The sequence below is a fragment of the Pseudomonas sp. RT6P73 genome (assembly GCF_054897715.1).
Window position 1 is genome coordinate 2,278,465 of record NZ_JBUBUV010000002.1, and the last position, 26,136, is coordinate 2,304,600.

Sequence of the window (26,136 nt, forward strand, 5' to 3'; positions counted from 1 at the left end):
GAGCTAGCCTGCTAGCGATGGCGGTAGTCCAGTTACATCGACGGTGAATGTCAGACCGCTATCGCGAGCAGGTCGAATCGTCGCACCGTCGCTCCCACAGGGGGTTGTCGGTATCTGGCTTATGTAGCAGCAGCCAAAAGCGGCGTCCGACTGCGCTGCCGTGCCCACGGCGCCACCAGCCGCATCGGGGTGCCACACGCCTTGCGCTTTAACACAAAATGACGGCACTTCTCGGCGAACTGTTTGCGGTTGTGCACCATGTCCAGTTCCATCTCCTCCAGTTCGGCATTTCTGCAGTGCTGCATGAGTTGGGTATCGAACCGCCCCTTGCGCTCGCGCACAGCGGTATACGCCGGATCGGTCAGCGCATTGCCCGCCCGTTGCAACAACCACAGGCCAAACGCTTGCGGGCAGCGTGGGCCGATTTCCTGAACCATGCCCAGTTGCATCGCCTGGGTCGCGCTGACCGGCAGGCACTCCTCGCAGAGCTTTTCCGCCATCTGCGGGCCGACGGCGCGGGGCAGGCTGTAGGTCCAGTATTCAGAGCCGAACAGTCCCATGGTTTTGTAGTGCGGGTTGAGCACGATATCCGCGCGGGCGAAGACAAGGTCTGCGGCCAGCGCCAGCATCACGCCGCCGGCCCCGGCACTGCCCGTCAGGCCGCTGACCACCAGTTGCCGGGCGCTGAGCAATTCCTCGCAGACGTCGTCGATCGCCTGGATATTGGCCCAGGCCTCAAGTCCCGGCGTCTCGGCGGCCTGGATCACGTTGAGGTGCACGCCGTTGGAGAAACTGCCGCGCCCACCCTTGATCAGCAGCACCTGGGTGTCCCGGGACTTGGCCCAGCGCAGAGCGCTCACCAGTCGCTGGCACTGCTCAGTGCTCATGGCGCCGTTGTAAAACTCAAAGGTCAGCTCGCCGACAGGCCCCGATTCACGGTAGCGGATCGGTTGATAGGTTTCGGTGTCAGGGCTTGAGGCAATCGATCCGGGAAGCAGGGGCACGTCATTCAATTGTGCAGCGAGTACATGCCTGGCCGGACGTTTGAAGGTTTCTTCGCCGGGCCGGGGTTTACGTCGCAACGAACCGATCCACACACTGCGATCGCCGGTGGCGACCAGTACCGCGTCGTCTCGTACCGCCAGAATCTCTCCAGGTGTGCCGCTGCGTGAATCCAGATGGGCGTCGTACACGTAATATTGGCCACCCGCCAGGCTCGCCAGAACACCGGGTTGTCCATCGGCCGCGTCGATGCAGCGTTTGATGAAACGTGAGCAGTCATGCCAACTGAAAGTCCGATCAGCCTGCTTCATGTTCGGCTGCAAGCGGCCCACTACTCGAGGATGGTTATAGTCCACCGGCACTGGCACATAACCGGCGATGAATTTATCCACGACATCACGAATGCAGCGGATCGCCGCATCGCTGACCGGGCCGTTATACAGCTCGGATTTGCGCAGGCCTTGGGGCAGGTTGAAATCGCAGCTGGACCAGACCGGCCCGGCATCCATTTCTTCCACGGCTTGCAGCGCGGTGACCCCCCAACGGGTCAGCTCACGGGTAATGGCCCAGTCCAGTGCGCTGGCGCCCCGATCACCGATAATGCCCGGATGAATAATCACCACAGGGCGTTCATGGTTGCTCCACAATTGTTGCGGTACCCGGTCCTTGAGGAACGGGCAGATCACCAGGTCGGCGCCAGACTGTTCAATCTGCTCGCAGACTGTTTTTTCGTCGGTGAACAGCACTACGCTGGGGCAATGGCCCAGCTGGCGCAACTCCAGCCAAGCTCTTTGGCTCAGGCCATTGAATGCCGATGACAACAGAATAATGTTGAGTGGTCGCATGTTTGCCTCTTCCTTGAGAATGGCCGGCCAGCAGCCTCGAACGAGCCTTCATTGGCTTTCGATGCAAGTTATCGTGCGGGAATAACAGGCGCTGGAAGTTGATTTGGGTCAAACCATTCCGGCTTGTTGAAATAGTAGGACTAACGCCCTCGTACTGACACCTGTAAGAACTAACAGTTTTTTAGACGAGTTTGCGATGACGGCGGTAGCTAAAGAAGGGGATAAATAGATTCGCGACGGTTGTCGCAGCTAGAGAAGTCTGCCCAACGCAGAATCTTTGTGGGAGTGAGCCTGCTCGCGATGGCGATAGTCCAGTCAAGATCGATGGGAATGTCAGACCGCTATCGCGAGCAGGCTCGCTCCTACAGGGGATTTTCGGTGTTTGTCAGGTCTTTGTTCAAAACGCGAAACAGGAGCAGCCAAACGCCCCCCAAAACCCCTGAAAATCACTGACCGGCGCTGACGACATTCGCGCTCGCTCATGACTGTGCGCATGCACCGCGCACGCGCCGACGCATTGATGCACCTGGGCCGTCAGTGGCGCCAGGGGTTTCCAGTGTCCGGGTACTTTGGCAACGGGCGACCATTCAGGCACCACAGGCACTGGCGGCGGCCCGAGTTTTTCGAACTCGACGGCGCCATAGACGATTTTGCCGTCGACAATGGTCAGCACCGACTCGATCCATTTGATCGCTTCATCGTCGATGTGGAAGTAGTCCGCCGACAGCGCAATCAGGTCCGCCAGTTGCCCGACTTTGATCTGGCCTTTCTTGCCTTGTTCGGAGGAAAACCAGGCGCTGCCGTGGGTGAACAATTCCAGCGCCGTATCGCGGCTCAAGCCTTGCGGGTACAGCTCCAGTCCACCGACGGTGCGGCCGCTGACCAGCCAATACATCGAGGTCCACGGGTTGTAGCTGGACACGCGTGTGGCGTCTGTACCGGCGCCCACCGGAATGCCTTCGGCGAGCATGCGCGCGATCGGCGGCGTGTGTTCGGCGGCTTTGGCGCCATAGCGGTCGACGAAGTATTCGCCTTGAAAAGCCATGCGATCCTGAATGGCGATGCCGCCACCCAAGGCTTTCACCCGCTCAATGTTCTGCGGGGTGATGGTTTCCGCATGATCGAAAAACCACGGCAAACCGTCGAACGGGATGTCGCGATTGACCTTCTCGAACACGTCGAGCATGCGGCTGATGGATTCGTTGTAGGTGGCATGCAGACGGAATGGCCAACGTTGTTCCACCAGATGGCGCACCACCGGCTCCAGCTCCTGCTCCATGGTTTGCGGCAGGTCCGGACGTGGCTCGAGGAAGTCCTCGAAGTCTGCCGCCGAGAACACCAGCATTTCCCCCGCACCGTTGTGCCGCAGGAAGTCGTCGCCCTGGCCGTAATGGGAAGTACTGGTCCAGTTTTTGAAGTCGGTCAGCTCTTCCTTGGGTTTCTGGGTGAACAGGTTGTAGGCGATGCGCACGGTGAGTTGTTGGTCTTTGGCCAGTTGCTGAATGACCTGATAGTCGTCCGGGTAGTTCTGATAACCGCCGCCGGCATCAATGGCGCTGGTAACGCCGAGGCGATTGAGTTCGCGCATGAATTGGCGGGTCGAGTTGACCTGATACTCCAGCGGCAATTTCGGTCCCTTGGCCAGGGTCGAGTAGAGAATCATCGCGTTCGGGCGGGCGATCAGCATGCCGGTGGGATCGCCGTTGGCATCACGCTGGATTTCTCCCCCCGGCGGATTCGGTGTGTCTCGGGTATAACCGACCACTTTCAGCGCGGCGCGGTTGAGCAGGGCGCGGTCGTAGAGGTGCAGCACAAACACCGGCGTATCCGGCGCGGCCTTGTTCAGCTCATCAATCGTCGGCAGGCGTTTTTCGGCGAACTGAAATTCGTTCCAGCCACCGACCACCCGCACCCATTGCGGCGTGGGCGTACGGTCAGCCTGGTCCTTGAGCATGCGCAAGGCATCGACCAGCGACGGCACACCTTCCCAGCGCAGTTCGAGGTTGTAGTTCAGGCCGCCGCGGATCAGGTGCAGGTGCGAGTCGTTGAGACCGGGAATCACCGTGCGGCCGTGCAAGTCGATGATTTGTGTGCCAGGGCCTTGCAGGGCCATGGCCTGGGCGTCGCTGCCGACCACCACGAAGCGTCCGTCCTTGATGGCGACGGCACTGGCCTGGGGTTTCTTGCGATCGACGGTGTGCAGGCGTCCGTTGTACAAAATGAGGTCGGCCGGGGTATCGGGCATGGTTTTACTCCCTGCGAATAGCGGGCTGATCCAGGCACCGACGGCACCTGCCGAAAGGCCTTGCAGTACACGTCGGCGATTGAATCCGTCGTGCTCGTCAGGTGGGCTCATGGGCAGTGCTCCGCGCAAAGGCTCTTCATAAAAGAAGCGAGGGCAAACAGCCGATGTCTGACGCATGCGGCCAGAAGGAATATAGACGGCAAATCCACAGGTAGCCGTTTTCCAAGGGCGAAAAACGACGAATCCCGCCTCGAGGGGCGGGATTCGTGTGCAGCCAGGGAGGTTCCCGATGAAGGGAACCGCCGTCTTAGCTTGGGAACAGCTCGGACAGTTTCATGGCCAGCATCATGTCGCCTTCAGCGCGCAGTTTGCCGCCCATGAATGCTTGCATGCCGTCGGTCGAACCGTCGACGATGCCTTGCAGGGTTTCGCCGTCCATCACCAGAGTGACCTGGGCGTCAGGGTTTTCGCCTTCTTGCAGCTCGCAGGTGCTGTCTTTGACGATCAGCGAGAAATTCTTGGTGTCGTCGATGCGAAAACCGAATACCAGGTCCAGACCGGCAGCGGCGGCTGGGTTGAACTTGGCTTTCATTGCTTGTACGGCATCAGCTACGGAGGTCATGGTTCGATCCTTTCTTGGGTAATTAGAGCTGGGTGATTACAGCCAGGGTCACAATAGTCCGGACTCAGCGAAACGTGATGAGTTCCGGTGCCTTCAACAGCTGCAAGTGCGCATGACTGTTGAAAGAAGACAGAGCCACCTCGCGACCGCGAAACTTCAGCAGGTTGAGCGAGGTGTTGACGATTTGCCAATTCAGTTCAAACGCCTGCCTTGCCGGCATTTGCGTAATGAGGTGGAGCAGGGCAGTGATGGTGCCACCGGAAGTGAACACGGCGATTTTCTGAGTGTTGTCGGCGCTTTCGAGGATGCGCTGAAGACCGGCCTGCACGCGTTCGACAAAGCCCAGCCAGCTTTCAAGCCCCGGCGTGTCATAGGTGCCGGCGAGCCAGCGTTCGATGATCAGGGCGAAAATGCGCTGGAATTCGGCACGGTTTTGCGCGGCGTTGCGCAGGATCTCCAGTGCTTCCGGTTCATCCTCCAGCATGGCTGGCAGCAGCGCGCGGATCACCGCGTCGGCGTCGAATTCGTTGAAGGCGGAATCGATTTCCAGGGTCGGCACAGGCAGGCCCACGGCAGCGAACTGTTCCAGCGCACTGGTGGCCGTATGTTGCTGGCGGCGCAGGTCGCCCGAAAGGCAGCGGTCGAAGCTGACACCCAGCTCGGCGAGGTGCTGGCCAACGATTTCTGCCTGGCGAACACCGGTCGGCGACAGGACGTCATAGTCGTCTGCACCAAAGGAGGCCTGGCCATGTCGAATCAGATAGATGCTGCCCACGTCCGCGTCATCCCGGTACGTTGAAGGTTTGGCGAGGTTATGAGGATGGCGGTGAGCTGTCAATGAAAAAACATACGCTTGTTTGAAATGCCCGTTACAGGCTTGTTGCCAGAGGTTTCACGGCTGGCCGCCGAGGCGGAGCATGGGTATGCTGGCGTTATCCCGCGCGTGTTTGAGGCCGCGCATCGTTTTGAAGGAGTCACTGTGGAGTTTTTGTCCGAGTACGCCAGTTTCCTGGCCAAGACCGTGACACTGGTGATCGCCATTCTGGTGGTCCTGGCCAGTTTCGCGGCGTTGCGCAGCAAAGGCCGGCGCAAGTCGGCCGGGCAGTTGCAGGTCAGCAAGCTGAACGATTTCTACAAAGGGCTGCGCGAACGGCTTGAGCAAACCTTGCTCGACAAGGACCAGCTCAAGGCCTTGCGCAAGTCCCAGGCTAAAACCGATAAAAAGCAAAAGAAGAAACCCGAGGCCAAACCGCGGGTGTTCGTGCTGGATTTCGACGGCGACATCAAGGCGTCTGCCACTGAAAGCCTGCGCCACGAGATTACTGCGCTGTTGACGTTGGCGACGCCAAAAGACGAAGTGGTACTGCGTCTGGAAAGTGGCGGCGGCATGGTTCACAGCTACGGCCTGGCGTCCTCGCAACTGGCGCGCATTCGCGACGCCGGCGTGCCGTTGACCATTTGCATCGACAAGGTCGCGGCCAGCGGCGGCTACATGATGGCGTGCATCGGCGAGAAGATCATCAGCGCCCCGTTCGCGATTCTGGGTTCGATCGGCGTCGTGGCGCAGTTGCCTAACGTCAATCGATTGCTGAAAAAACACGACATCGACTTCGAAGTCCTGACCGCCGGCGAATACAAGCGCACCTTGACCGTGTTTGGTGAAAACACCGAGAAAGGCCGCGAGAAGTTTCAAGAAGACCTGGACATCACCCACCAGCTGTTCAAGAACTTCGTCTCACGCTATCGCCCACAACTGGACATCGACGAGGTCGCTACCGGTGAAATCTGGCTCGGCATCGCCGCGCTGGACAAACAGCTGGTGGACGAGCTCAAGACTAGCGACGAATACCTCGCTGAACGCGCGAAGAAGTCCGAGCTGTACCACTTGCACTATGCCGAACGCAAAAGCCTGCAAGAGCGCATCGGCATGGCGGCCAGCGGTTCGGTCGATCGCGTATTGTTGAGCTGGTGGAGCCGGTTGACCCAGCAACGCTTCTGGTAACACTTTTTAATAAAGGCCCCTTTCATTGTCTTGCAGTGAAAGGGGCCGTTTTTTTGTGGCGGTATATAGTTAGCACTTTCTAAAAATTTGGCTCGATAGGCTAGTGGTCCTAGTCAGTTTCGAGTGATCACAATGTCTTCTCTGCCTCCGACCCCGAACACGCCTGTTTTAACACCAGATCAACAAGGTGTTTTTTTTGATCTGATTAAAAACAATGCCCCAGCCTGGTTTTTGACCGCCTCGAGTCAACTGCGAGGTGAGCTCTATGAAAGTCTGATCGCCAGCCATCGTTCACGGAGTGAACTCAAAGGCATCCTGGAAGGCTTGCAATCCCCTGAAAGCTTCTGCACTCCGCTGCTGGCTCAAGCCATGTCGGACAAGCTGGGCACACCGATTGATACGGTGGGCGTCATCTTCCAGCACGTACGGTCAACGTCCAGCCTGCTGGGGCTGCGCAAGAAACTGGTCCTGCCGATTGACCGGGATTTGCTGTCCGCCGCCTGTGAAAATTTCGAGCTCAGCGAGACACTGGCCGAAAACTATAGTGATACGTCGTTAATTTACATCCCCGAGAAAATCACCGGCACTGTCAATAAAGTTGTATCGATGGAGCCGCATGAATTCGCCGCGTTATGCCGAAAACTTGATCTGGGAAAACAATACCAGGCTCATGTTCAGGCATTGTTCCAACCTGCCGCCGGGGCTAACGAGTTATGCAACAAATATATTGCCCACACCCAGAACAGTTTTGAAGTGCAGCGGCATATGGCGCTGATGAGAAAGACCATCAGTGCAGACATGCACTCGGTATTGAAAGCCGTCAAGAATCGGCAGCCTGTCAGACTTGGCAACAACACACTGGGTTACCAGACGTTGAAGATGTTCGATGTAACGATCAATGGCGCAATGTCTATCGGGCCGGTCGGCGAGACTGACGATGCAGATTACCGCTGCGTGGTCTATCTGCCGGATGACCCGCTGCATCCGTTGAAGGAGTATGCGTCGTTCATTGATTTTGAAGTGGAATTGAGTCGGCGATTGAGGGGCAGCGCATTCCGGAAGTTCTTCCTGCGCTACATCAAACTGGGTGAACAATCGGCTTTCTTGCAAGCCCTTGATAAAGGTTTGTCATCGCCCAATTCCTCACCGCTTCCTGCGACCAGTGTTTACGTGCCGGTGACTGGGGTAGACGTACAAGGCGATGTGTTTCAGGAGATCTTTCGTCAATATGCGAATCAGGTCATGGCGGATACCCGGCTTCTGGTGGTGCCCACGGACGATGAAGACGAAAAATCCCGACTGGACAGGCTGGAGACCTACAAGTCCATAGGCATCAACCTGCTGCTGTTCGGTGCATCGTTTGTACCGGTTGTTGGCCACATCCTGTTGGCCGTGACGGTCATGCAACTGCTGTCGGAGGTCTACGAAGGTATCGCCAGCTGGTCCAGAGGCGAGCAGGAACAGGCCACGGATTATCTGTTCGATACCGTCGAAAACCTGATCCTGATGGCCGCTTTTGCAGCAGGTTCGGCGGCCGTAGGCACAGCGTACAAAACCATAAGGACATCCGTATTCATTGAGCGCCTGAGAAAGGTCCCGGGCGTAGACTCCCGGGGCCGTTTGTGGAATCCCGATCTGGCGGTCTATCAACAGAGTCGGCAACTACCCCGCACGCTCACGCCTGATGCCAGAGGATTACGCTGGATAGGCGGTCAAGCGTACCTGCCAATCGATACAAAACTTTATGCCGTACGCCCAAAAACGGCGACGGATCTGTGGGAGGTGATGTCCCCGGTCGGTAACGAGGACACCTATTCACCCGTGCTCGAAACCAACGATGCCGGGGCGTGGCGCCATGACTCGGAATTGCCGCAAGAATGGGATCGGCTCAAACTGTTTCGCCGTTTCGGTTACTCCAGCGACCAGTTGCCAGATACAACCGCAACGCAAATCCTTGCCGTCTGCGGGATCGATGACACTGTTCTGCGCCAGGCACACGTCGACCGCAGCAGGCCCCCGGCTTTACTGGTCGATACGGTGCAACGGTTTCGGGCTGATGCGGCGGTCACGGACTTTATCGAACAGTTGAAAACCCCGGCCTCAGCTTCCCTGGCAGACCCTGATCTGCAATTGCATTTGCTGACGGCGTCCAGCCTTTGGCCGAGCAACTCCGCCGTCAAAGTCGTCAATGCTGCCGGTCGGCAAACGGGTTTCTATGGCGCGGCCACTGCGGAGGCGGGAAAAACCGTGAACCTCAACCAGGACGCGTTGCATAAAGGGCAATTACATACCTCGCTGCTGTCAGCCCTGGACAGTGCTCAACGCCAAAGCCTTCTGGGCTCGAATGCGCAAGACGCGACCGCCCGGGCAACGGCCCTGACAAAGATCATTGCCGATCAAGCCGAAAGCAACAAACACGGGCTTTTCGAGCGGGTCTATAAACGCACCGAAGTTCCAAGTGATGCTCGGGCGACGGTGTTGATGCACAAAATCCCCCATTTACCCTCGGCGATTGCCGAAGAACTGGTTCGACATGCCGAAGCCGGGGAGTCGAGCAGTCTGGAGGCTGGCAACGTTCCGTTGCGGCTGGCAGAAGAAACCCGTCGCTACTTGCAGCTGATGTATGTCAGCCGGGCTTACGAAGGCTTGTACCTCAACGCTGTGGGCGGACTTTCCACGGACCGTCTGGTCCTCGACACCCTTGAGCAACTTCCTGGATGGACCGGCAATGCGCGGGTTCAGATACAGGCGTCGTCGGGCGCCCACAGCGAGTCGGCCAGTATTGGATTGGCGCACGCTTCGAAGAAGGTGCAGGTCCACGTTCATCCCGATCGATACAGCGTGTCTGTCGATGACGTCACACCCGCAACCACCTTCTCGAAACGTACGCGCGAACATTATTTCAAGGCGCTCTGGCATGGGCTCTCGGCGCAGCGCAAAACAGCACTGGGTGTGAACCTGAACGACGGCGGGGCGGCGTTGCGACAGAAGATAACGCAGCTCGCCCTGACGCGGCGAACAGCCATTGCGCAACTGATCGAGGCTCAGCCTTTGCGAGCGGGCTACACCTCCCCGATGAGGCTGGCTGACAGAACCGTTGCGCCGACTTCTCCAGCGCTTACTGATCCCCTGGTTATCAAAAGCACCCATGACGTCCTGGTACGCAGGGCGCTGGAACTGTATCCGATGCATTCTCCCGCGGACATTCACGCCTTGGTGAATGCGCTGGGTAGGAACGTGACAGACGCCCTGAAGAAACTGGAGGCGCTGAGGCTGCAATTTCAGACCATCAGGCAGGTATTGAGCAACTGGGTGGCTCGGCAAACCTGGCACCAGCAGCCCGATGGCTCAAGGCTGGAAGTCAAGCCGTCCAACAAATATCGCACCGCTCAGACGATCATTCGCTGCTGGCGCAACGAGCCCGAGTTCACTGAATCGGGCGACAAACTTCTGACCACGCTCGAGTTTGACGCCCAACCCCTGGGGGAATTGCCGGTCATCGTCGCGGATTTCAGCCATGTAGAGAGGCTGGTGATGGATGGCGTGGGAGCCAGCGCCGGATTGAACGCCTTTCTGCAAAACTTCAAAAACCTTCGAAGCCTGTCGTTGAGAAGCAATCACCTGACGAGGTTGCCGCTGGCGCTAGGCTCGATGTCCAGGCTGGTTCATCTGGATCTGAGCGATAACCTGATTCAACTGACACCCGAGTCAGTGACGCAATTGGCGGATATGACCAGCCTGCAATCGGTGAACCTGGCGTTCAATCCGCACCTCACGAGGGTTCCCGATGTCAGCAAGCTGCAACATCTGGAACACCTGAACCTGCAAGGCACCGGAATAAAAACGTGGCCTTCGGGCGCCTCCAGTCTGCCCCGGCTGCGTGAGCTCGATCTACGTGACAATCAGATAGAAACGCTGCCCGAGGAAGTATTCAAGGGGCATGCAGTCCCGAACAAGGGCACTAACCTTCATGGCAACCCATTGTCCGCCGACACGTTGAAAAAGGTCGCTGCGCATCAGCAGAAAACCGGTGTGAGCCTTGGGGTCTTTGCCTCGGAGTATCGTCGGTCAGGCGCCTACACACCGACCGAGGCGCAAAGTTCAGTGTGGCTTGCAGGGCTGGGCTCGGCTGAAACCCGGCGCAAGCGTGGAGTGTGGGATTCATTGCGAGCCTATCCAGATTCCCGGGGCATGTTCAATGTGGTTGCGCGGCTGTCCGAGACCGCCGATTACAAACGCCTTTTCAATCATTTCAGCCAGCGTGTCTGGAATGTGCTGGAGGCTGCGGCTGAAGATGATCGCTTGCGACGCTCGCTGTTTCGTTCGGCCCAGCTCGGGAGGTTCAGCGCTGATGGCTACTCGGCACTCTTCAGTGAGATGGAAGTACAGGTGTTGTTTTTTCGGGCCATGGCCGCGGCCATCACCGGGGCGGCTTCGCTGGAGCCGCAACTGATCACCCTGCTCAGGGGGTTGTTCAGATTGCATGAGGTCGAGGAGCTCGCGCTGGCGGATATCAATACCCGGACCGGTGTCCAGGCTCCCAGCTACGAACACGCCCTGGAGATCAGTCTGGCGTACCGCGTGGGGCTGGCCGAACGCCTGGGCTTACCGGCTCAGCCAAGGGCGGTGGTATCGGCGTGGAATGTCGAGGTGACTCAAGCGGCGCTGGATCGGGTTTATCAAAAAGTCCTGACAACCGAACGCACCAGCGCGTTGCTGGAGTGGATCATCACTCAGCAATTTTGGGTGGAATATCTGGAGACATCACATCCTGACCGGTTCCTGGCCATCGTCGACCGGTCGGCGCAGGCGTATGCGCGGCTGGAGGGGCAGGTCGAACTCTCCCGTGCGGTGGCTACCGAACGCATGAATGCCATTTTCGACAACTTCAAAAATGAACGCCGGTCATTGATCAGGCAGCTCACTGGCCCGGCATTGACACGCAATCCCGCACCTCAAGTCCCGGGCTCCAGCACCCATTCGGGGGCAGCCCAATGAACGATCTCTCTCACGATACTGCTGACAGCCTGCCTGCATCGGCAATACCGGGATGGCGTGATGAACTGAAAGCCGTTATCGATCTCGCCTTGCCGCAATCCCCTGGCCAGTTTGGTGAACGTTTGATCAAGGAAAAGTGGGGGGTGGGCATCGATCCGCGGACTGCCTTGCTGGTCACACTTGATTACAGCTACAAGGGCCATCCCGCAGAAAACGGTATCGCGCAGGGGCAAGTGGCGCGTTCCCGTTCGCTGCTGCAAACGCTGCTGTCCAACTACCAGACAGTGGGTGACGGTCGTTTCGCTGAAACGGCGTTCGGTCTGTACACGCCGCCGGATGTCGGGCCAACGGTCCGGATGGTCGAGCACGTCGACGAGTTCGCCGATCACGGCAGCGGCAATCACCAGACGTATGAAGGCATCTATCGCCAAACCACGCCGCAAGCTTATGGGCCGCTGACTCAGATCAATCTCAGACCCGCCGATTTCAAGAAATGGGTCTGGGAACTGGAGTTAAAGGGCTTGTACCAAGCGTACCTCGGTCAGGCCTGGCCGGCCGATGACGTGCTCGTTGCGGCCAGACCGTATGCCTTGAGAACGTCGGTCAAAGCGGCGTTCATCATGGCCGCCTGCTTGCAGCGTCATGAGCAATGCCTGACGCAGAAAGGTCTGGAGCTTGCGATGCGGGCAACGGGCTTGCCGGCTGATCAGCCATGGGAAACGCTGACCCTCGAGCAACTGCAAGCACCCGCGCGCGTTCCTTCAACCGTCAAGTTCGGCCGTCTGAAACTGTACCGTTACACCGCGACCGATATCTGGGTCTTCCGTGACAACGCCAGTGCCTGCGTGCTGGTGTACATCCCTGGCAATTCTTCCCCGCTGCACGAATTCGCCGATGCCACGCAACTGCACCAATGGATTGTCGCGCAGGGCAAGTCCAGCGAGACCCGACTGGCATTGGCCCGCCACTTTGCCGAAGACGATCGCGAGGACGGTACGTTCCACGCCGGCGTGCTGACGGCGCTGGATGGCATGGCGCTTTATCCTGCAAAACACTGGCTGACCAACAATGCCGGCTTCTTCAACAACGACGGCTACTGGGACCCGAACGAGTACATCGGCTACGACGATCCGGCCGACGCGACCGATCCTTTTGCCCGGTTGGTGTTGACGATGAAGCAGGCGGCACAGTCAGAAATCCAGACCATCCGTGACGATGCGCAAGTCAACCGGGAACAGTTGAGCGCCGTCGTCGAGCCGATTGTGCAATGGGTCAACCGATTTGGCCCGCTCGCCCTATTCGTTCCCGGAGGCGAGGGGCTGCTGGCATTGGTCGGGCTCATTGACGCCGGATATGGTCTGAATCAGGCGGTCAACGGCAGAACCCCGAGCCAACGTTCGGAGGGCCGGACGCGCACGGTGTTTGGCTTGCTTAATGCGTTGCCGATGCTGGGTGCCGAGTCGACGCTGAAGGGTGACATTGCCGAGGCTGGCAGCATGGCGGAGCGTGCCCGCGAACCCGGTGCGGATCCGGGAGAGCAGGGCGCCCGGCCTGCGTCGGAAGCAGCCGTTGCCCCCATGCCCTTGAGCAGCCGAACCGAACTCATCCGTGGAATCGGCCCCTCGGTGGCTTCCTTCAGCGATGAGGTCCTGGCGCAGATCGCCAAGGTCAGCGCGATTGACGACGACATGCTGCGGCTGATGCAAGCAGGCCGCGCACCGACGCCCTTGTTGGCGGACACGATCAGCCGCTTCAAGATCGATCAGGATCTCGGTCCGGCCGGGAGCCCCGCGTTATTCAACCAACGCTACACTGCGCTTCAACGCTCGGAGCATGAGTGGGTCCGCCTGTTTCAACGCGAATACCCGGGCCTGCCGACAACCGCTATCGAGCAAATGCTCGACCGCTATGGCGTCGACATTCAGCTACTGCCCGACGCTACCGAGGCCAGGAAGGTGTTCGCGCGGCTGGACAGTAAGGCGCGCCAATACCAACAGCATGTACGACTCGATCGAGCCTATGAGGGTTTTTATCTGCGGTCGGTCGTGAACACCGACACAGACACCCTGGCATTGCACTCCCTGAAAAACCTGCCCGGCTGGCCAAAGGATTTGCGAATCGAGATCCTCGACAGTTCGTCCACGGGCCGGGTTCTTGACCGTTGCGGCCCCCTTGATACCCCTCATTTGCGAAACGTCATCAAGGTCGGAAACCGTTACCTGCGACAAGGCCGGCAGACGGATTTCTACGACGCGATCCTCGGCGTGCTGTCGGACGAGGAGCGTTCGGCGTTGCAACTCACGTCGCCGGATCCGGCCGGTGAGTTGCGGCTCAACCTCAGCGACCGGGCATTGTCCCATTCAGAAACCCTGCTGGGATTGCAAAGGCTGGACACCGGTCTGACCTTCGAGCGCCAGGGCCTGCGCGGCGGAGGTTACCCGGCGACACCGCAGGGCGAAGCCATGAAGCTGCAAGCGACCAGGCTGCAGATCAAGGACATTTATCCGGACATCACCGAGGCGGGCGTCGATCAGGTGTTGCAGTTCGCCGGTGACAGGGTGCAGGCGTATATCGACCAGTTGAATCAGCAACTGCGACAGCTCAACACTGACCTGCACGGCTGGGTCGATCAAGCGGCCCAAGACATTGCCGACATGGACATCCCCCTCGTGGCCATGGGTGATGAGGAGGCGGAGGGAATGAATCATGCGCAAATCGCCGTGCACAATGCCCACGTCTTGCACGAAGCCCTGCAACAAGAGCAAGGGGTCAGGACAGAACTCGCCGAGGAGCTTGTTGCCATTTGGCAAAAACGCGGGCCGTTGCAGAATCACGTCTATGCAGAGGACGGGCAACTGCGTGGTGTCAGGCTGGATCTGACCTTCGAGAATTTTCACCGGTTACCCGCCTTGACTGTCAGGCTCGATGATGTGGTCGACTTGTCAATGCGAGGTTTTCACCTGACCGTGCAGGACAGTTTGAATGGATTCCTGGAGAGTTTTCCAAACCTTGAAGAGTTGAATCTAGAGCGTTTCGATTTGCGTCCTTTCTTCGTGGGCGGTGCCATGGAGCGCGCCCTGCCGCCCGTCATCGGTCAGTTGACCCACCTGACCTCACTCAACCTGCGAGCCACTCAGCTGGTATTTTCCGAGAGCGCCGCTTCGCAACTGAGTGTGCTGACCCACTTGCAAACGCTGGACCTGAGCGACAACCTGTTGGGTGTGCCGCCTATGGTGCTGGGCATGGACAATTTACTTCAGATCAATCTGAGGAATACCGGAATTACCCGCTGCCCGGTCGGGATCAAGGATGAGCCTTATCTGACAATGCTGGATTTGCGCGACAACCGTATTACCCGGGTTCCGCCAGCGATCATGAATCAAGCGGTGGCGGACGACCGCGTGCTGCTTTGGGGAAATCCGTTGACCGACGAGGACACGTTGCGCCGGCTGGTCAGTCATCGTGAACAAACGGGAATCAGTCTGTGGTTGAGCGCGCCGGGTGCAGATTATGGTTCGCCGACGGTGTGGTTGCGCGACTGCGACGAAGCATTGCAACAGTCCCGGCAAGCCCTTTGGCAGCGACTGGCAAGCAAACCCTCCGGTACGCGGTTTTTAGCTGTAATAGACCGGTTGAGCCTGACGGCCGACTTTCGGGTCGGCTATCTATCGCTTCAGGAGCGGGTCTGGCGATTATTGCAGGAGGCAGATGCCACGGACGAAATGTGGGGACGGATGATTCGCAGCCGCGGGCGGTTTGATCACCCAATGGCGGCGTTCAGGGCGCTGGAGGAGCGTGCCGGATTCTAAGCGAAGGAGGGAGCCTTGAACCCCGGACGGGGTTCAAGGTTTGCCAATCAGCGGCGACGGAACAGCGGCAGCGGTTCGTCGGTGGCGGCCTGATAGGTCACCGAGAAGTCCTTGAGACTTTCCAGGGCTCCGTACGGGTCTTTATCGGCGCGCAACGCAAAGGCGTCGAAACCGCAGCGACGCAGGTAGAACAGTTGGTCGCGCAGCACATCACCGATCGCCCGCAGTTCGCCTTTGAAACCATAACGGTCACGCAGCAGACGGGCGTTGGAGTAGTTGCGGCCATCGGTAAAGGCCGGGAAGTTCAAGGCGATGACCTGGAAGCTTGCCACGTCTTCACCGATCTCTTCGGCTTCTTCGTCAGCGTCCAGCCAAACGCCCAGGCCGCCGTCGCGAGCCTTGAGCATGCGACCGTGTTCCCGCCACAGCGTCAGGGGAACGATCAGGTCGTCGCAGTTGCTGATCTCGTCGATGTTGAAGTCCTTGGGCAGCAAGTGCCAGGTTTCGTCGACGACCTCGTTGTTCTTAATGATTCGCTGCATAGACGCGCTCCTTGAAGAGGTCGATGCCAATACGCTGATAGGTGTCGATGAAACGCTCGTCTTCGGTACGTTGTTCGATGTACACGTTGATCAGCTTTTCGATCACATCAGGCATGGCTTCCTGGGCGAAGGACGGGCCGAGGATCTTGCCCAGGCTGGCGTCGCGGCTTGCGCTGCCACCGAGGGAAACCTGGTAGAACTCTTCGCCTTTCTTGTCCACCCCGAGAATGCCGATGTGGCCGACGTGGTGGTGACCACAGGCGTTCATGCAGCCGGAGATGTTCAGGTCCAGTTCGCCAATGTCGAACAGGTAGTCCAGGTCGTCGAAACGACGCTGGATCGATTCGGCGATCGGGATCGACTTGGCGTTGGCCAGCGAGCAGAAATCACCGCCAGGGCAGCAGATGATATCGGTCAGCAAGCCGATGTTCGGCGTGGCGAAACCTTGCTCGCGCAACTCGCCCCACATCGCGAACAGTTGGGTCTGTTCTACGTCGGCCAGAATGATGTTCTGCTCGTGGGAGGTGCGCAGTTGACCGAAGCTGTAACGATCGGCCAGGTCGGCCACGGCGTCGAGCTGCTTGTCGGTGATGTCGCCCGGTGCAACGCCGGTCGGCTTCAGGGACAGGGTCACAGCCACATAACCCGGTTTCTTGTGCGCCAGGGTATTGCGGGTGCGCCAGCGCGCGAAGCCCGGGTGTTCTTTGTCGAGTTCGGCCAGTTGGGCAGCCTGGTTATCCAGGGCCTTGTAGTCCGGATCGACGAAGTGTTTGGCGACGCGATGCACTTCGGCTTCGGTCAGCGTGGTCTGGCCACCGCGAAGGTGTTCCATTTCCGCATCGACTTTTTGCGCGAAGACTTCAGGCGTCAGGGCCTTGACCAGAATCTTGATCCGCGCCTTGTACTTGTTGTCACGACGGCCATAGCGGTTATAGACCCGCAGAATGGCGTCGAGGTAGCTCAGCAGGTCTTGCCACGGCAGGAATTCATTGATGAACGCGCCTACCACCGGCGTACGGCCCAGGCCACCGCCTACCAGCACACGGAAGCCCAGCTCGCCAGCGGCGTTGTGTACCGGCTCAAGACCGATGTCATGGACTTCGATGGCGGCACGGTCGGAGGTCGAACCGTTGATGGCGATCTTGAACTTGCGTGGCAAGTAAGCGAATTCAGGGTGGAACGTGGTCCACTGACGAACGATCTCGCACCATGGGCGCGGGTCGATCAGCTCATCGGCAGCGACACCGGCGAACTGGTCGGTGGTGACGTTGCGCAAGCAGTTGCCGCTGGTCTGGATCGCGTGCATCTGTACGGTGGCCAGTTCAGCAAGGATGTCCGGGATGTCTTCCAGCGCCGGCCAGTTGAACTGCACGTTCTGCCGGGTACTGATGTGGGCATAGCCCTTGTCGTAGTCGCGGGCAATCTTGGCCATCATCCGCGTCTGGCGCGAGGTGAGTTGGCCGTAAGGCACCGCCACCCGCAACATTGGCGCGAAGCGTTGGACATAAAGCCCGTTTTGCAGGCGCAGGGGGCGGAACTCTTCTTCGCTCAGCTCGCCTGCCAGATAGCGTCGGGTCTGATCACGGAACTGCTTGACGCGGTCCTCGATGATCCGCTGATCGTACTCGTCGTATACGTACATATAAGTCCTGTTCTCAGGCTTGGGCCGGTCGGATCCCGTTGCGTTTTTTCGCCTGGAGGTCTCCGATACTGCCTCGGCAATTCTGCGCGCACGGCCGCGCACTCCCTACGGAGCCGGGGCAAGATACCAGTTTGCAGTTATGCGCAAAAGTGATGTTTGAGTATATGCAAAGAACCAAAACGACTAACGAGAACCGTTATTGATAAACCCGTATTTGTAGTGAGGGCAATCGTCGTCTTTACTGTGGTCGAGTCTTTATGCAATCACCGATAAAACCGACAAGAGGCGATGCAATGAGCAACCCTACCAAAGCGACAAAGCCTGATAGCACGGTCGATGCTTGGGCGATTCTGTTCCTGATCATCCTGGTCGTGGGCACTGCAGTATTTTGGGTCAGCCATCAATAACCGACCCCGTCCGGGCCCGGTTCCAACGATTGTCGGACAGAAACCGGAATAAACGCCGTTTGCCGGGACTTCGCTGGCTATAATGCGCGGCGAAATTTCCGGGGGCTCGGACGTTAATGTTGAAGTTTTTCTACACCTTCCTGCTGATGCTCGGCGCGGCTTACGGCCCTGCTGCGCGCGCGGAGTCGGTGTTGTTCCTGAATCCCGGGAAGACGGACGAAGCCTTCTGGCTCAGCTATTCGCAATTCATGCAGGCGGCCGCCACGGACCTGGGCATTGATCTGCAAATTCTCTATTCCCAACGCATGCCTGAACTCACGCTGGCGCAGGCCCGTATCGCGCTGCAAGGTCCCGATCGTCCGGACTATCTGGTGTTCGTCAACGAACAGTACGTCGCCCCGCAGATTTTGCGTCTGGCCCAGGGCAGCGGGGTCAAGCTGTTTACGGTCAATGCTGCGCTGACGGCCAATCAGCTGAGCCTGCTGGGCGAGCGTTCCGATCGTTTGGGCAGCCTGGTGCCGAACGATGAGGAGGGCGGCTACCTGATGCTCAAGGAGCTGATTCGCCAGCATCCGCCGGTAGCGCCCGGTCAGGTCATCGAATTACTGGCGTTTTCCGGCCTGAAAATCACACCGTCGGCGCAACTGCGCGAGCAAGGCATGATGCGCGCCTTGGCCGAACACCCGGAAGTGCGCTTGCGCCAACTGGTTTATGGCGGCTGGACCCGGGACCGGGCCTATGAACAGGCCAAATTGCTGTTCCGGCGTTACCCGAATGTCTCGTTGGTGTGGTCTGCCAACGACGAAATGGCCTTTGGTGCCATGCAGGCGTTTTCGGAGGCGGGTGGAGAACCCGGCAAAGATGCGTTGTTCAGCGCGGTGAACACATCGCCAGCCGCGTTGCAGGCGATGGTTGACGGTCGCATGAGCGTGTTGTTGGGCGGTCACTTCACCTTGGGCGGTTGGGCGCTGGTGGAGTTGCATGACCTTGAAAAGGGCGTGGACCTGGATCAGTACGGCGGGCGTGACCGGCTGATTCCGTTACTGCAACTGATCAATAAGGCCCAGGCCAAACATTTACTGGCTTTGGGCGCATCACCAAATTACGGGGTGAACTTCCGTCGCCTGTCGGCCAAGGGCCGTCCAACGTCCTATCGCTATCCGTTCAGCCTGCAAACCCTGATGCGCTAACGTCCCGCCAGATGCACCACCAGTTGCACGATGCCGAACAGCGTCAATGCAAACACCGCCGTAAACAGAATCCCCATAATCACGAAATGACTCGGCTTGCCGTGGGTGAAATCCCGCGCCCGGTTCTTCCCGCTCTGCACCCCGAACGCCGCCGCCATGACGCTGTGCAGCATCTGCCAGAAGGTTGGCGGCTTGTTGTCGACTGGATCGTCCATAAATCCCTCGTCATGTTTGTGTGTCAGGCAAGCATAGACAATGCACACGAATCCTGTGGGAGCGAGCCTGCTCGCGAAGGGGCCATAACATTCAACATCTTCGCTGACTGTTACACCGCCATCGCGAGCAGGCTCACTCCCACCCTTGATCAGGTTGATCCGGACATTTTCGAACGACCCCAAACACCTGTAGGAGCGAGGCTTGCCCGCGAAGGCGGCGTAACAGTCAACGAAGATGTTGAATGTTATGACCTCTTCGCGGGCAAGCCTCGCTCCAACAAGGGATCTTTGTTGGCTTAAGGGTTAGTTGTCGTAACCCAGGTTCGGCGCCAACCAGCGTTCGGTCACGCTCAACTCCTGACCCTTGCGCGACGTGTAGCTTTGCACCTGGTCCTTGTCGATCTTGCCCACCGCAAAATACTGCGCCTGCGGGTGTGCGAAGTACCAGCCGCTGACCGCTGCCGCGGGGAACATCGCGTAGTGCTCGGTGAGGAACACGCCGCTGCGGCCGGCCTGCATTTCGCGGGCTTCAGGGTCAAGCAATGCAAACAGGGTGCTTTTCTCGGTGTGATCCGGGCAGGCCGGGTAGCCGGGAGCAGGGCGGATGCCGGTGTATTGCTCTTTGATCAGCGCCTCGTTGTCGAGCGTCTCGTCCTTGGCATAACCCCAGTAGTCTTTACGCACTTGCTGGTGCAGCCATTCGGCACACGCCTCGGCCAAACGGTCGGCCAAGGCCTTGACCATGATCGAGTTGTAATCGTCGCCAGCGTCTTGATAAGCCTTGGCCACTTCCTCGGCGCCGATCCCGGCGGTGGTGATGAAACCACCCACGTAGTCGGTGATTTCGCTGTCCTTCGGTGCAACGAAGTCGGCGAGGGAGAAGTTCGGCTTGCCGTCGGTCTTGATGATCTGCTGGCGCAAGTGATGCAGCTTGGCAATCGCCTTGCCGTCATCGCCGTAGACTTCGATGTCATCCTCGCGCACCTGGTTGGCGGGCCAGAAGCCGAACACCGCACGGGCGCTGATGAGTTTTTCGTCGATCAGTTTGGCGAGCATTTCCTGAGCGTCGGCGTACAGCGAGGTGGCGGCTTCACCGACCACTTCATCCGTGAGGATGCGCGGGAACTTGCCGGCCAGGTCCCAAGAGATAAAGAACGGAGTCCAGTCGATGTATTCGGCCAGGACTTTCAGGTCGATGTTGTCCAGCACTTTGGAACCGGTGAAGGTCGGTTTGACCGGCTCATAGGCGCTCCAGTCGAACTGCGGCTTCTTGGCAATGGCGGCCGGGTAGCTCAGGCGTTCGGTGCGGGCGCTGCGGTTGGCGGTGCGCTCGCGAACGTCGATGTACTCCAGGCGGGTCTTCTCGACGAACGCCGGTTTCAATTCCTTGGACAACAACTGCGTCGCCACGCCCACGGCGCGGGAGGCGTCGGTGACGTAGATCACCGCGTCGTTGCTGTACTTCGGCTCGATCTTCACCGCGGTGTGCGCCTTGGAGGTGGTCGCGCCACCGATCATCAGCGGCAAATGGAAGTCCTGACGCTGCATCTCGCGGGCCACGTGGACCATCTCATCCAGCGACGGCGTGATCAGGCCGGACAGGCCGATGATGTCGCACTTCTGCTCCTTGGCCACTTGCAGGATTTTCTCCGCCGGGACCATCACGCCGAGATCGACGATGTCGTAGCCGTTACAGCCGAGCACCACGCCAACAATGTTCTTGCCGATGTCGTGCACATCGCCTTTCACCGTGGCCATCAGGATCTTGCCCTTGGCTTCCGGCTTGTCGCCTTTTTCCAGCTCGATGAACGGGATCAAGTGCGCGACGGCCTGCTTCATCACACGGGCGGATTTCACCACCTGCGGCAGGAACATTTTGCCGGCACCGAACAGGTCGCCGACGATATTCATGCCGGACATCAGCGGGCCTTCGATCACTTCGATCGGCCGGGTAAAGGACTGACGGGATTCTTCGGTGTCTTCAACAATATGCGTGGTGATGCCCTTGACCAGTGCATGCTCCAGACGCTTGTTGACGGGCCAGCCGCGCCACTCTTCGGTCTCGGCTTCCTTGACGCTGCCATCGCCCTTGTACTTGTCGGCGATGGCGAGGAGGGCGTCTGTGCCTTCCGGCGTGCGGTTGAGTACCACGTCTTCGACCGCATCGCGCAGCTCGGCCGGGATCTGGTCGTAGATTTCCAACTGACCGGCGTTGACGATACCCATGGTCAAGCCGTTGCGGATCGCATACAGCAGGAACACCGAGTGAATCGCCTCACGCACCGGGTTGTTGCCACGGAACGAGAACGACACGTTGGACACGCCGCCGGAGGTCAGCGCATACGGCAGCTCGTCACGGATGTAGGCGCAGGCATTGATGAAGTCCACCGCGTAGTTGTTGTGTTCTTCAATACCGGTGGCCACGGCAAAGATGTTCGGGTCGAAGATGATGTCTTCCGGCGGGAAGCCGACTTCGTTGACCAGAATGTCGTAAGAGCGTTTGCAGATTTCTTTCTTGCGCGCTTCGGTGTCGGCCTGGCCGGCTTCGTCGAAGGCCATCACCACGACGGCGGCGCCGTAGCGCTTGCACAGTTTGGCGTGATGAATGAACTGCTCGACGCCTTCTTTCATGCTGATCGAGTTGACGATGCCCTTGCCCTGGATGCATTTCAGGCCGGCTTCAATCACTTCCCACTTCGAGGAGTCGATCATGATCGGGACGCGGGAGATGTCCGGTTCACCGGCAATCAGATTGAGGAAGGTCACCATGGCCTTCTTCGAATCGAGCATCCCTTCGTCCATGTTGATGTCGATCACCTGGGCGCCGGCTTCGACCTGTTGCAGGGCGACTTCCAGGGCTTCGGTGTAATTGTCTTCACGGATCAGACGGGCGAATTTGGCGGAGCCGGTGATGTTGGTGCGCTCGCCGACGTTGACGAACAACGAACTGCGATCGATGGTGAACGGTTCCAGGCCCGAGAGGCGGCAGGCCTTGGGGATTTCCGGAATTTCCCGCGGCGCATAACCGGCCACGGCGTTGGCGATGGCTTCGATGTGGCCCGGCGTGGTGCCGCAGCAGCCGCCGACGATGTTGAGGAAGCCGCTCTGGGCGAATTCTTCGATGACCTTGGCGGTTTCCGACGGCAGTTCGTCGTACTCGCCGAATTCGTTCGGCAGACCGGCGTTCGGGTGGGCGGAAACGTGGGTGCCGGCCTTGTTGGAAAGCTCTTCCAGGTACGGACGCAATTCGCTGGCGCCGAGGGCGCAGTTCAGGCCGACGGAAATCGGCTTGGCGTGGGCCACCGAGTTCCAGAACGCTTCGGTGGTCTGGCCAGACAGGGTACGGCCGGAGGCGTCGGTGATGGTGCCGGAAATCATGATCGGCAATTCGACGCCCAGTTCTTCGTAAACCCCTTGCACGGCGAAGATCGCGGCTTTGGCGTTCAAGGTGTCGAAGATGGTTTCAATCAGAATCAGGTCGGCACCGCCTTCGATCAGGCCTTTGGTGGCCTCGGTGTAGTTTTCCACCAGCTCATCGAAGGTCACGTTGCGATAGCCGGGGTTGTTCACGTCCGGCGACAGCGAACAGGTGCGACTGGTAGGGCCGAGCACGCCGGCGACGAAGCGTGGCTTGTCCGGGTTCTCGAGGGTTTTCGCGTCGGCGACCTTGCGCGCCAGGCGGGCACCTTCTACGTTCAGTTCGTAGGCCAGTTCTTCCATGCCGTAATCGGCCATGGAAATCCGGGTGGCGTTGAAAGTGTTGGTTTCCAGAATGTCGGCGCCGGCATCCAGGTAGGCTTTCTCGATGCCGCCGATCACGTCCGGACGGGTCAACACCAACAGGTCGTTGTTGCCTTTGACATCACTCGGCCAGTCCGCAAAGCGTTTGCCGCGATAATCCTGCTCCTCGAGCTTGTAGCTCTGGATCATCGTGCCCATGCCGCCATCGAGAATCAGAATGCGCTCTTTGAGGGCGTGTTTGAGAGCTTGAAGGCGGACACTGCGATCGGACATTGGGACTACTCGGAAAGACCATGACGAAGGGGCGAGATAATAGCAAACCTGTGCGGTTTTAGAGCATGTCCCGGTTTTGCATGAATATCGCTCATGTTGGTGTTGGGGCTACACCGGTAGAATCGCGGCGCTTTTTCATGATCGGGACCAGGGACATGTCGTATCGCGTCATCACCAGCATTTTCATGCTGCTTTTAAGCTGGGATGCCGTTGCGCAGGATCCCGCGATTTCCCCGGCCATTTCCTACAGCCGGGACATCCAGCCGATCTTCACCGAAAAGTGCGTGGCCTGCCATGCGTGCTACGACTCCGCCTGTCAGCTCAATCTGGGCAGCGGCGAAGGGGTGGCGCGTGGCGCGACCAAAACCCCGGTCTACGACGGCGAACGCAGCCAGGCGGCCGCGCCGACCCGGCTGTTTTACGACGCCTTCGGCAAACGCGCCTGGCAGCAGAAGGGCTTCTATTCGGTCCTCGACGCCCAAGGCAGCCAAGCTGCTTTGATGGCACGAATGCTGGAGCTGGGCCACACAACCCCGCTGCAACCCAACGCCAAATTGCCGGAAGACATCGTCCTGGGCCTGAACCGGGAAAACATGTGCGCCATGCCGGCCGAGTTCGACGGTTACGCCAGTACCCATCCGAAGGAAGGCATGCCGCTGGCGGTCACCGGCCTGACCGACCAGCAATACCAGACGCTGCAACGCTGGCTGGCCTCGGGTGCGCCCATCGATGAGCAAGGCCTGGTGCCGAGCGCGAAGGAAGCCTTGCAGGTGGTGCAGTGGGAAAATCTGCTCAATGCCCCGGGCGCGCGGCAAAGTCTGGTAGGCCGCTGGTTGTTCGAGCATTGGTTCCTTGCCCACCTCTACTTCAAGGATGGCGAACCGGGGCATTACTTCCAGTGGGTGCGCTCGCGAACCCCGACCGGGCAGCCGATTGACCTGATCAACACCCGCCGGCCAAACGACGATCCAGGCACCCAGGTGTATTACCGTCTGTGGCCGGTGCAGGGCGTGATCGTGCACAAGACCCACATCACCTATCCGCTGAGCGCGGCGAAAATGGCGCGGATCAAAAGCCTGTTTTACAACGGCAATTGGCAGGTCAACGCCTTGCCGGGATACGGGCCGGAACGTCGGGCCAATCCGTTCACCACATTCGAAGCGATCCCGGCGCAGGCGCGTTATCAGTTCATGCTCGATAACGCCGAATACTTTGTGCGCACCTTCATTCGCGGCCCGGTCTGCCGCGGCCAGATCGCCACCGATGTGATCCGCGATAATTTCTGGGCGCTGTTCCAGGCGCCGGAGCACGACCTCTACATCACCGACCCGAACTATCGCGGCCAGGCCACGCCGTTGCTGGCCATGCCGGGGCAAAACGACGACGTCGGCAGCGTCCTGAGCCTGTGGCATGACTACCGCAACAAACGCAACGAGTACGAAGCGCTGCGCCGGGACAATTACGCCGAGCTGCCGGCGCCGAGCTGGTCGACCCTGTGGGCCGGCAACGACAACGCGCTGCTGAGCATCTTCCGGCATTTCGACAGCGCTTCGGTGAACAAGGGCCTGATCGGCGACGTGCCGCAAACCCTGTGGCTGTTCGACTTTCCGCTGCTGGAGCGCACGTATTATCAGTTGGCGGTCAACTTCGATGTGTTCGGCAACGTGTCGCACCAAGCCCAGACGCGGCTGTACTTCGACCTGATCCGCAACGGCGCCGAACAGAATTTCCTGCGCCTGATGCCGGCCGATTCGCGGGACGATTACCTCAATGATTGGTACCAGAGCGGCGGCCAATTCAAGATGTGGCTGGATTACGAAGCCATCGACAACGACACGCCCACGGCGCTGAAACTGGATGAGAAGGACCCCAAGCGCGACTTCGCAATGCAGTTGCTGTCCCGTTACGGCGAGCTCAATGCCAGGCCCGATCCGATCAACCGTTGCGACGGCGCTTACTGCTCGCGGCCGAACATCGACCCGGCGTTGCAGAGCGCCGAGCAGGCCTTGAGTCGCCTGACTTCACGCCCGGCGGCCGGTTTGCGGGTCATCGATCAGTTGCCGGAAGCGACCATGCTGCGGGTTGAAACGGCAAGTGGTACACGCGAGGTCTACAGCCTGTTGCGCAACCGGGCCCACAGCAACGTGGCGTTCCTGCTGGGCGAGTCGCTGCGGTATCAGCCAGGCCTCGACACCTTGACGATTTTCCCGGGTGTGCTCAGCAGTTACCCGAACTTCATCTTCAACGTTCCCGCCGACCAGGTGCCGGCGTTCGTCGATGCGATGGAAAACGCTAAAGATGCGCACCGCTTCGAGAAAATCGTCGAGCGCTGGGGCATTCGCCGCAGTCATCCGCAGTTCTGGTTTTACTTCCATGACCTGAGTCGCTACCTCCACGAAACCGAGCCGGTGGAAGAGGGCGTGCTGGACATGAACCGGTACGAGAATCTTTGATCGACTTTTGAGGGTAGGCAGTTGTCGGATCTCATAGGCGCCGCCAAACCCTTGTGGGAGCGAGCCTGCTCGCGATAGCGGAATGTCAGTCGAAATTGATTTGCCAGATACACCGCTATCGCGAGCAGGCTCACTCCCACAGGGGAACTG

The 26,136-nt window shown here is 59.1% G+C and carries 13 protein-coding genes; 5 read left to right on the forward strand and 8 right to left on the reverse strand.

Features of this window, described 5'->3' with window-relative positions; translation table 11 throughout:
• Positions 1 to 119 precede the first annotated feature (119 nt).
• The 4 genes from ACYZT6_RS11225 to ACYZT6_RS11240 all read right to left on the reverse strand — a co-directional run bounded on the left by ACYZT6_RS11225 (position 120) and on the right by ACYZT6_RS11240 (position 5,489).
• Positions 120 to 1,847, reverse strand: a complete 1,728-nt coding sequence (locus ACYZT6_RS11225) for a hydrogenase maturation protein (RefSeq protein WP_462026941.1) — start codon at positions 1,845 to 1,847, stop codon at positions 120 to 122.
• A 397-nt stretch (positions 1,848 to 2,244) separates the two neighbouring features.
• On the reverse strand, positions 2,245 to 4,092 hold the full coding sequence (locus ACYZT6_RS11230) for an amidohydrolase (protein ID WP_462029936.1): 1,848 nt from the start codon (positions 4,090 to 4,092) through the stop codon (positions 2,245 to 2,247).
• A 307-nt stretch (positions 4,093 to 4,399) separates the two neighbouring features.
• Positions 4,400 to 4,714 (reverse strand): SCP2 sterol-binding domain-containing protein, encoded by a 315-nt coding sequence (locus ACYZT6_RS11235; RefSeq protein WP_007946492.1) that lies wholly within the window; start codon positions 4,712 to 4,714, stop codon positions 4,400 to 4,402.
• A 64-nt stretch (positions 4,715 to 4,778) separates the two neighbouring features.
• Positions 4,779 to 5,489 (reverse strand): histidine phosphatase family protein, encoded by a 711-nt coding sequence (locus tag ACYZT6_RS11240; protein ID WP_462026942.1) that lies wholly within the window; start codon positions 5,487 to 5,489, stop codon positions 4,779 to 4,781.
• A gap of 204 nt (positions 5,490 to 5,693) precedes the next feature.
• Here ACYZT6_RS11240 and sohB point away from each other — a divergent pair, with 204 nt between their 5' ends.
• The 3 genes from sohB (at position 5,694) to ACYZT6_RS11255 (ending at position 15,523) form a co-directional block, all read left to right on the forward strand.
• Complete coding sequence (sohB, locus tag ACYZT6_RS11245) at positions 5,694 to 6,716, forward strand: protease SohB (RefSeq protein WP_462026943.1); 1,023 nt, start codon at positions 5,694 to 5,696, stop codon at positions 6,714 to 6,716.
• 132 nt (positions 6,717 to 6,848) lie between these two features.
• Positions 6,849 to 11,714 carry an NEL-type E3 ubiquitin ligase domain-containing protein gene (locus ACYZT6_RS11250; protein WP_462026944.1) on the forward strand — a complete coding sequence of 1,622 codons (4,866 nt, stop codon included), beginning with the start codon at positions 6,849 to 6,851 and terminating at the stop codon, positions 11,712 to 11,714.
• Entirely contained in the window at positions 11,711 to 15,523 is a 3,813-nt protein-coding gene (locus ACYZT6_RS11255) for a dermonecrotic toxin domain-containing protein (protein WP_462026945.1), read from the forward strand. Before ACYZT6_RS11250 ends, ACYZT6_RS11255 begins: the two co-directional genes overlap by 4 nt.
• 47 nt (positions 15,524 to 15,570) lie before the next feature.
• On the opposite strand, the gene ACYZT6_RS11260 is transcribed toward ACYZT6_RS11255, so the two are convergent.
• Both ACYZT6_RS11260 and ACYZT6_RS11265 read right to left on the reverse strand, forming a co-directional pair.
• On the reverse strand, positions 15,571 to 16,065 hold the full coding sequence (locus ACYZT6_RS11260; RefSeq protein ID WP_462026946.1) for a DUF934 domain-containing protein: 495 nt from the start codon (positions 16,063 to 16,065) through the stop codon (positions 15,571 to 15,573).
• Positions 16,049 to 17,707, reverse strand: coding sequence for a nitrite/sulfite reductase (locus ACYZT6_RS11265; protein ID WP_462026947.1), 1,659 nt, complete (start codon positions 17,705 to 17,707; stop codon positions 16,049 to 16,051). The genes ACYZT6_RS11260 and ACYZT6_RS11265 overlap by 17 nt, the downstream gene beginning before the upstream one ends.
• Before the next feature lie 523 nt (positions 17,708 to 18,230).
• Between ACYZT6_RS11265 and ACYZT6_RS11270 the strand changes: the two genes are divergently transcribed.
• A complete protein-coding gene (locus ACYZT6_RS11270; protein ID WP_462026948.1) occupies positions 18,231 to 19,304 on the forward strand; it encodes an ABC transporter substrate-binding protein in 1,074 nt (357 codons plus the stop codon).
• Here ACYZT6_RS11270 and ACYZT6_RS11275 read toward each other — a convergent pair.
• Both ACYZT6_RS11275 and metH read right to left on the reverse strand, forming a co-directional pair.
• Complete coding sequence (locus tag ACYZT6_RS11275; protein ID WP_462026949.1) at positions 19,301 to 19,519, reverse strand: DUF2970 domain-containing protein; 219 nt, start codon at positions 19,517 to 19,519, stop codon at positions 19,301 to 19,303. The two genes, ACYZT6_RS11270 and ACYZT6_RS11275, sit on opposite strands and share 4 nt — an antisense overlap.
• 303 nt (positions 19,520 to 19,822) lie before the next feature.
• On the reverse strand, positions 19,823 to 23,533 hold the full coding sequence (metH, locus tag ACYZT6_RS11280) for a methionine synthase (protein ID WP_462026950.1): 3,711 nt from the start codon (positions 23,531 to 23,533) through the stop codon (positions 19,823 to 19,825).
• A gap of 155 nt (positions 23,534 to 23,688) precedes the next feature.
• Between metH and ACYZT6_RS11285 the strand changes: the two genes are divergently transcribed.
• Positions 23,689 to 25,986: a fatty acid cis/trans isomerase gene (locus ACYZT6_RS11285; RefSeq protein WP_462026951.1), complete on the forward strand. Its 2,298-nt coding sequence runs from the start codon at positions 23,689 to 23,691 to the stop codon at positions 25,984 to 25,986.
• Positions 25,987 to 26,136 lie beyond the last annotated feature (150 nt).

Coding starts and splice junctions, on each gene's coding strand:
- ACYZT6_RS11225 (WP_462026941.1), bottom strand. CDS start 1,847: ATGCGACCACTCAACATTATTCTGTTGTCATCGGCATTCAATGGCCTG.
- ACYZT6_RS11230 (WP_462029936.1), bottom strand. CDS start 4,092: ATGCCCGATACCCCGGCCGACCTCATTTTGTACAACGGACGCCTGCAC.
- ACYZT6_RS11235 (WP_007946492.1), bottom strand. CDS start 4,714: ATGACCTCCGTAGCTGATGCCGTACAAGCAATGAAAGCCAAGTTCAAC.
- ACYZT6_RS11250 (WP_462026944.1), top strand. CDS start 6,849: ATGTCTTCTCTGCCTCCGACCCCGAACACGCCTGTTTTAACACCAGAT.
- ACYZT6_RS11255 (WP_462026945.1), top strand. CDS start 11,711: ATGAACGATCTCTCTCACGATACTGCTGACAGCCTGCCTGCATCGGCA.
- ACYZT6_RS11260 (WP_462026946.1), bottom strand. CDS start 16,065: ATGCAGCGAATCATTAAGAACAACGAGGTCGTCGACGAAACCTGGCAC.
- ACYZT6_RS11265 (WP_462026947.1), bottom strand. CDS start 17,707: ATGTACGTATACGACGAGTACGATCAGCGGATCATCGAGGACCGCGTC.
- ACYZT6_RS11270 (WP_462026948.1), top strand. CDS start 18,231: ATGTTGAAGTTTTTCTACACCTTCCTGCTGATGCTCGGCGCGGCTTAC.
- ACYZT6_RS11275 (WP_462026949.1), bottom strand. CDS start 19,519: ATGGACGATCCAGTCGACAACAAGCCGCCAACCTTCTGGCAGATGCTG.
- metH (WP_462026950.1), bottom strand. CDS start 23,533: ATGTCCGATCGCAGTGTCCGCCTTCAAGCTCTCAAACACGCCCTCAAA.
- ACYZT6_RS11285 (WP_462026951.1), top strand. CDS start 23,689: ATGTCGTATCGCGTCATCACCAGCATTTTCATGCTGCTTTTAAGCTGG.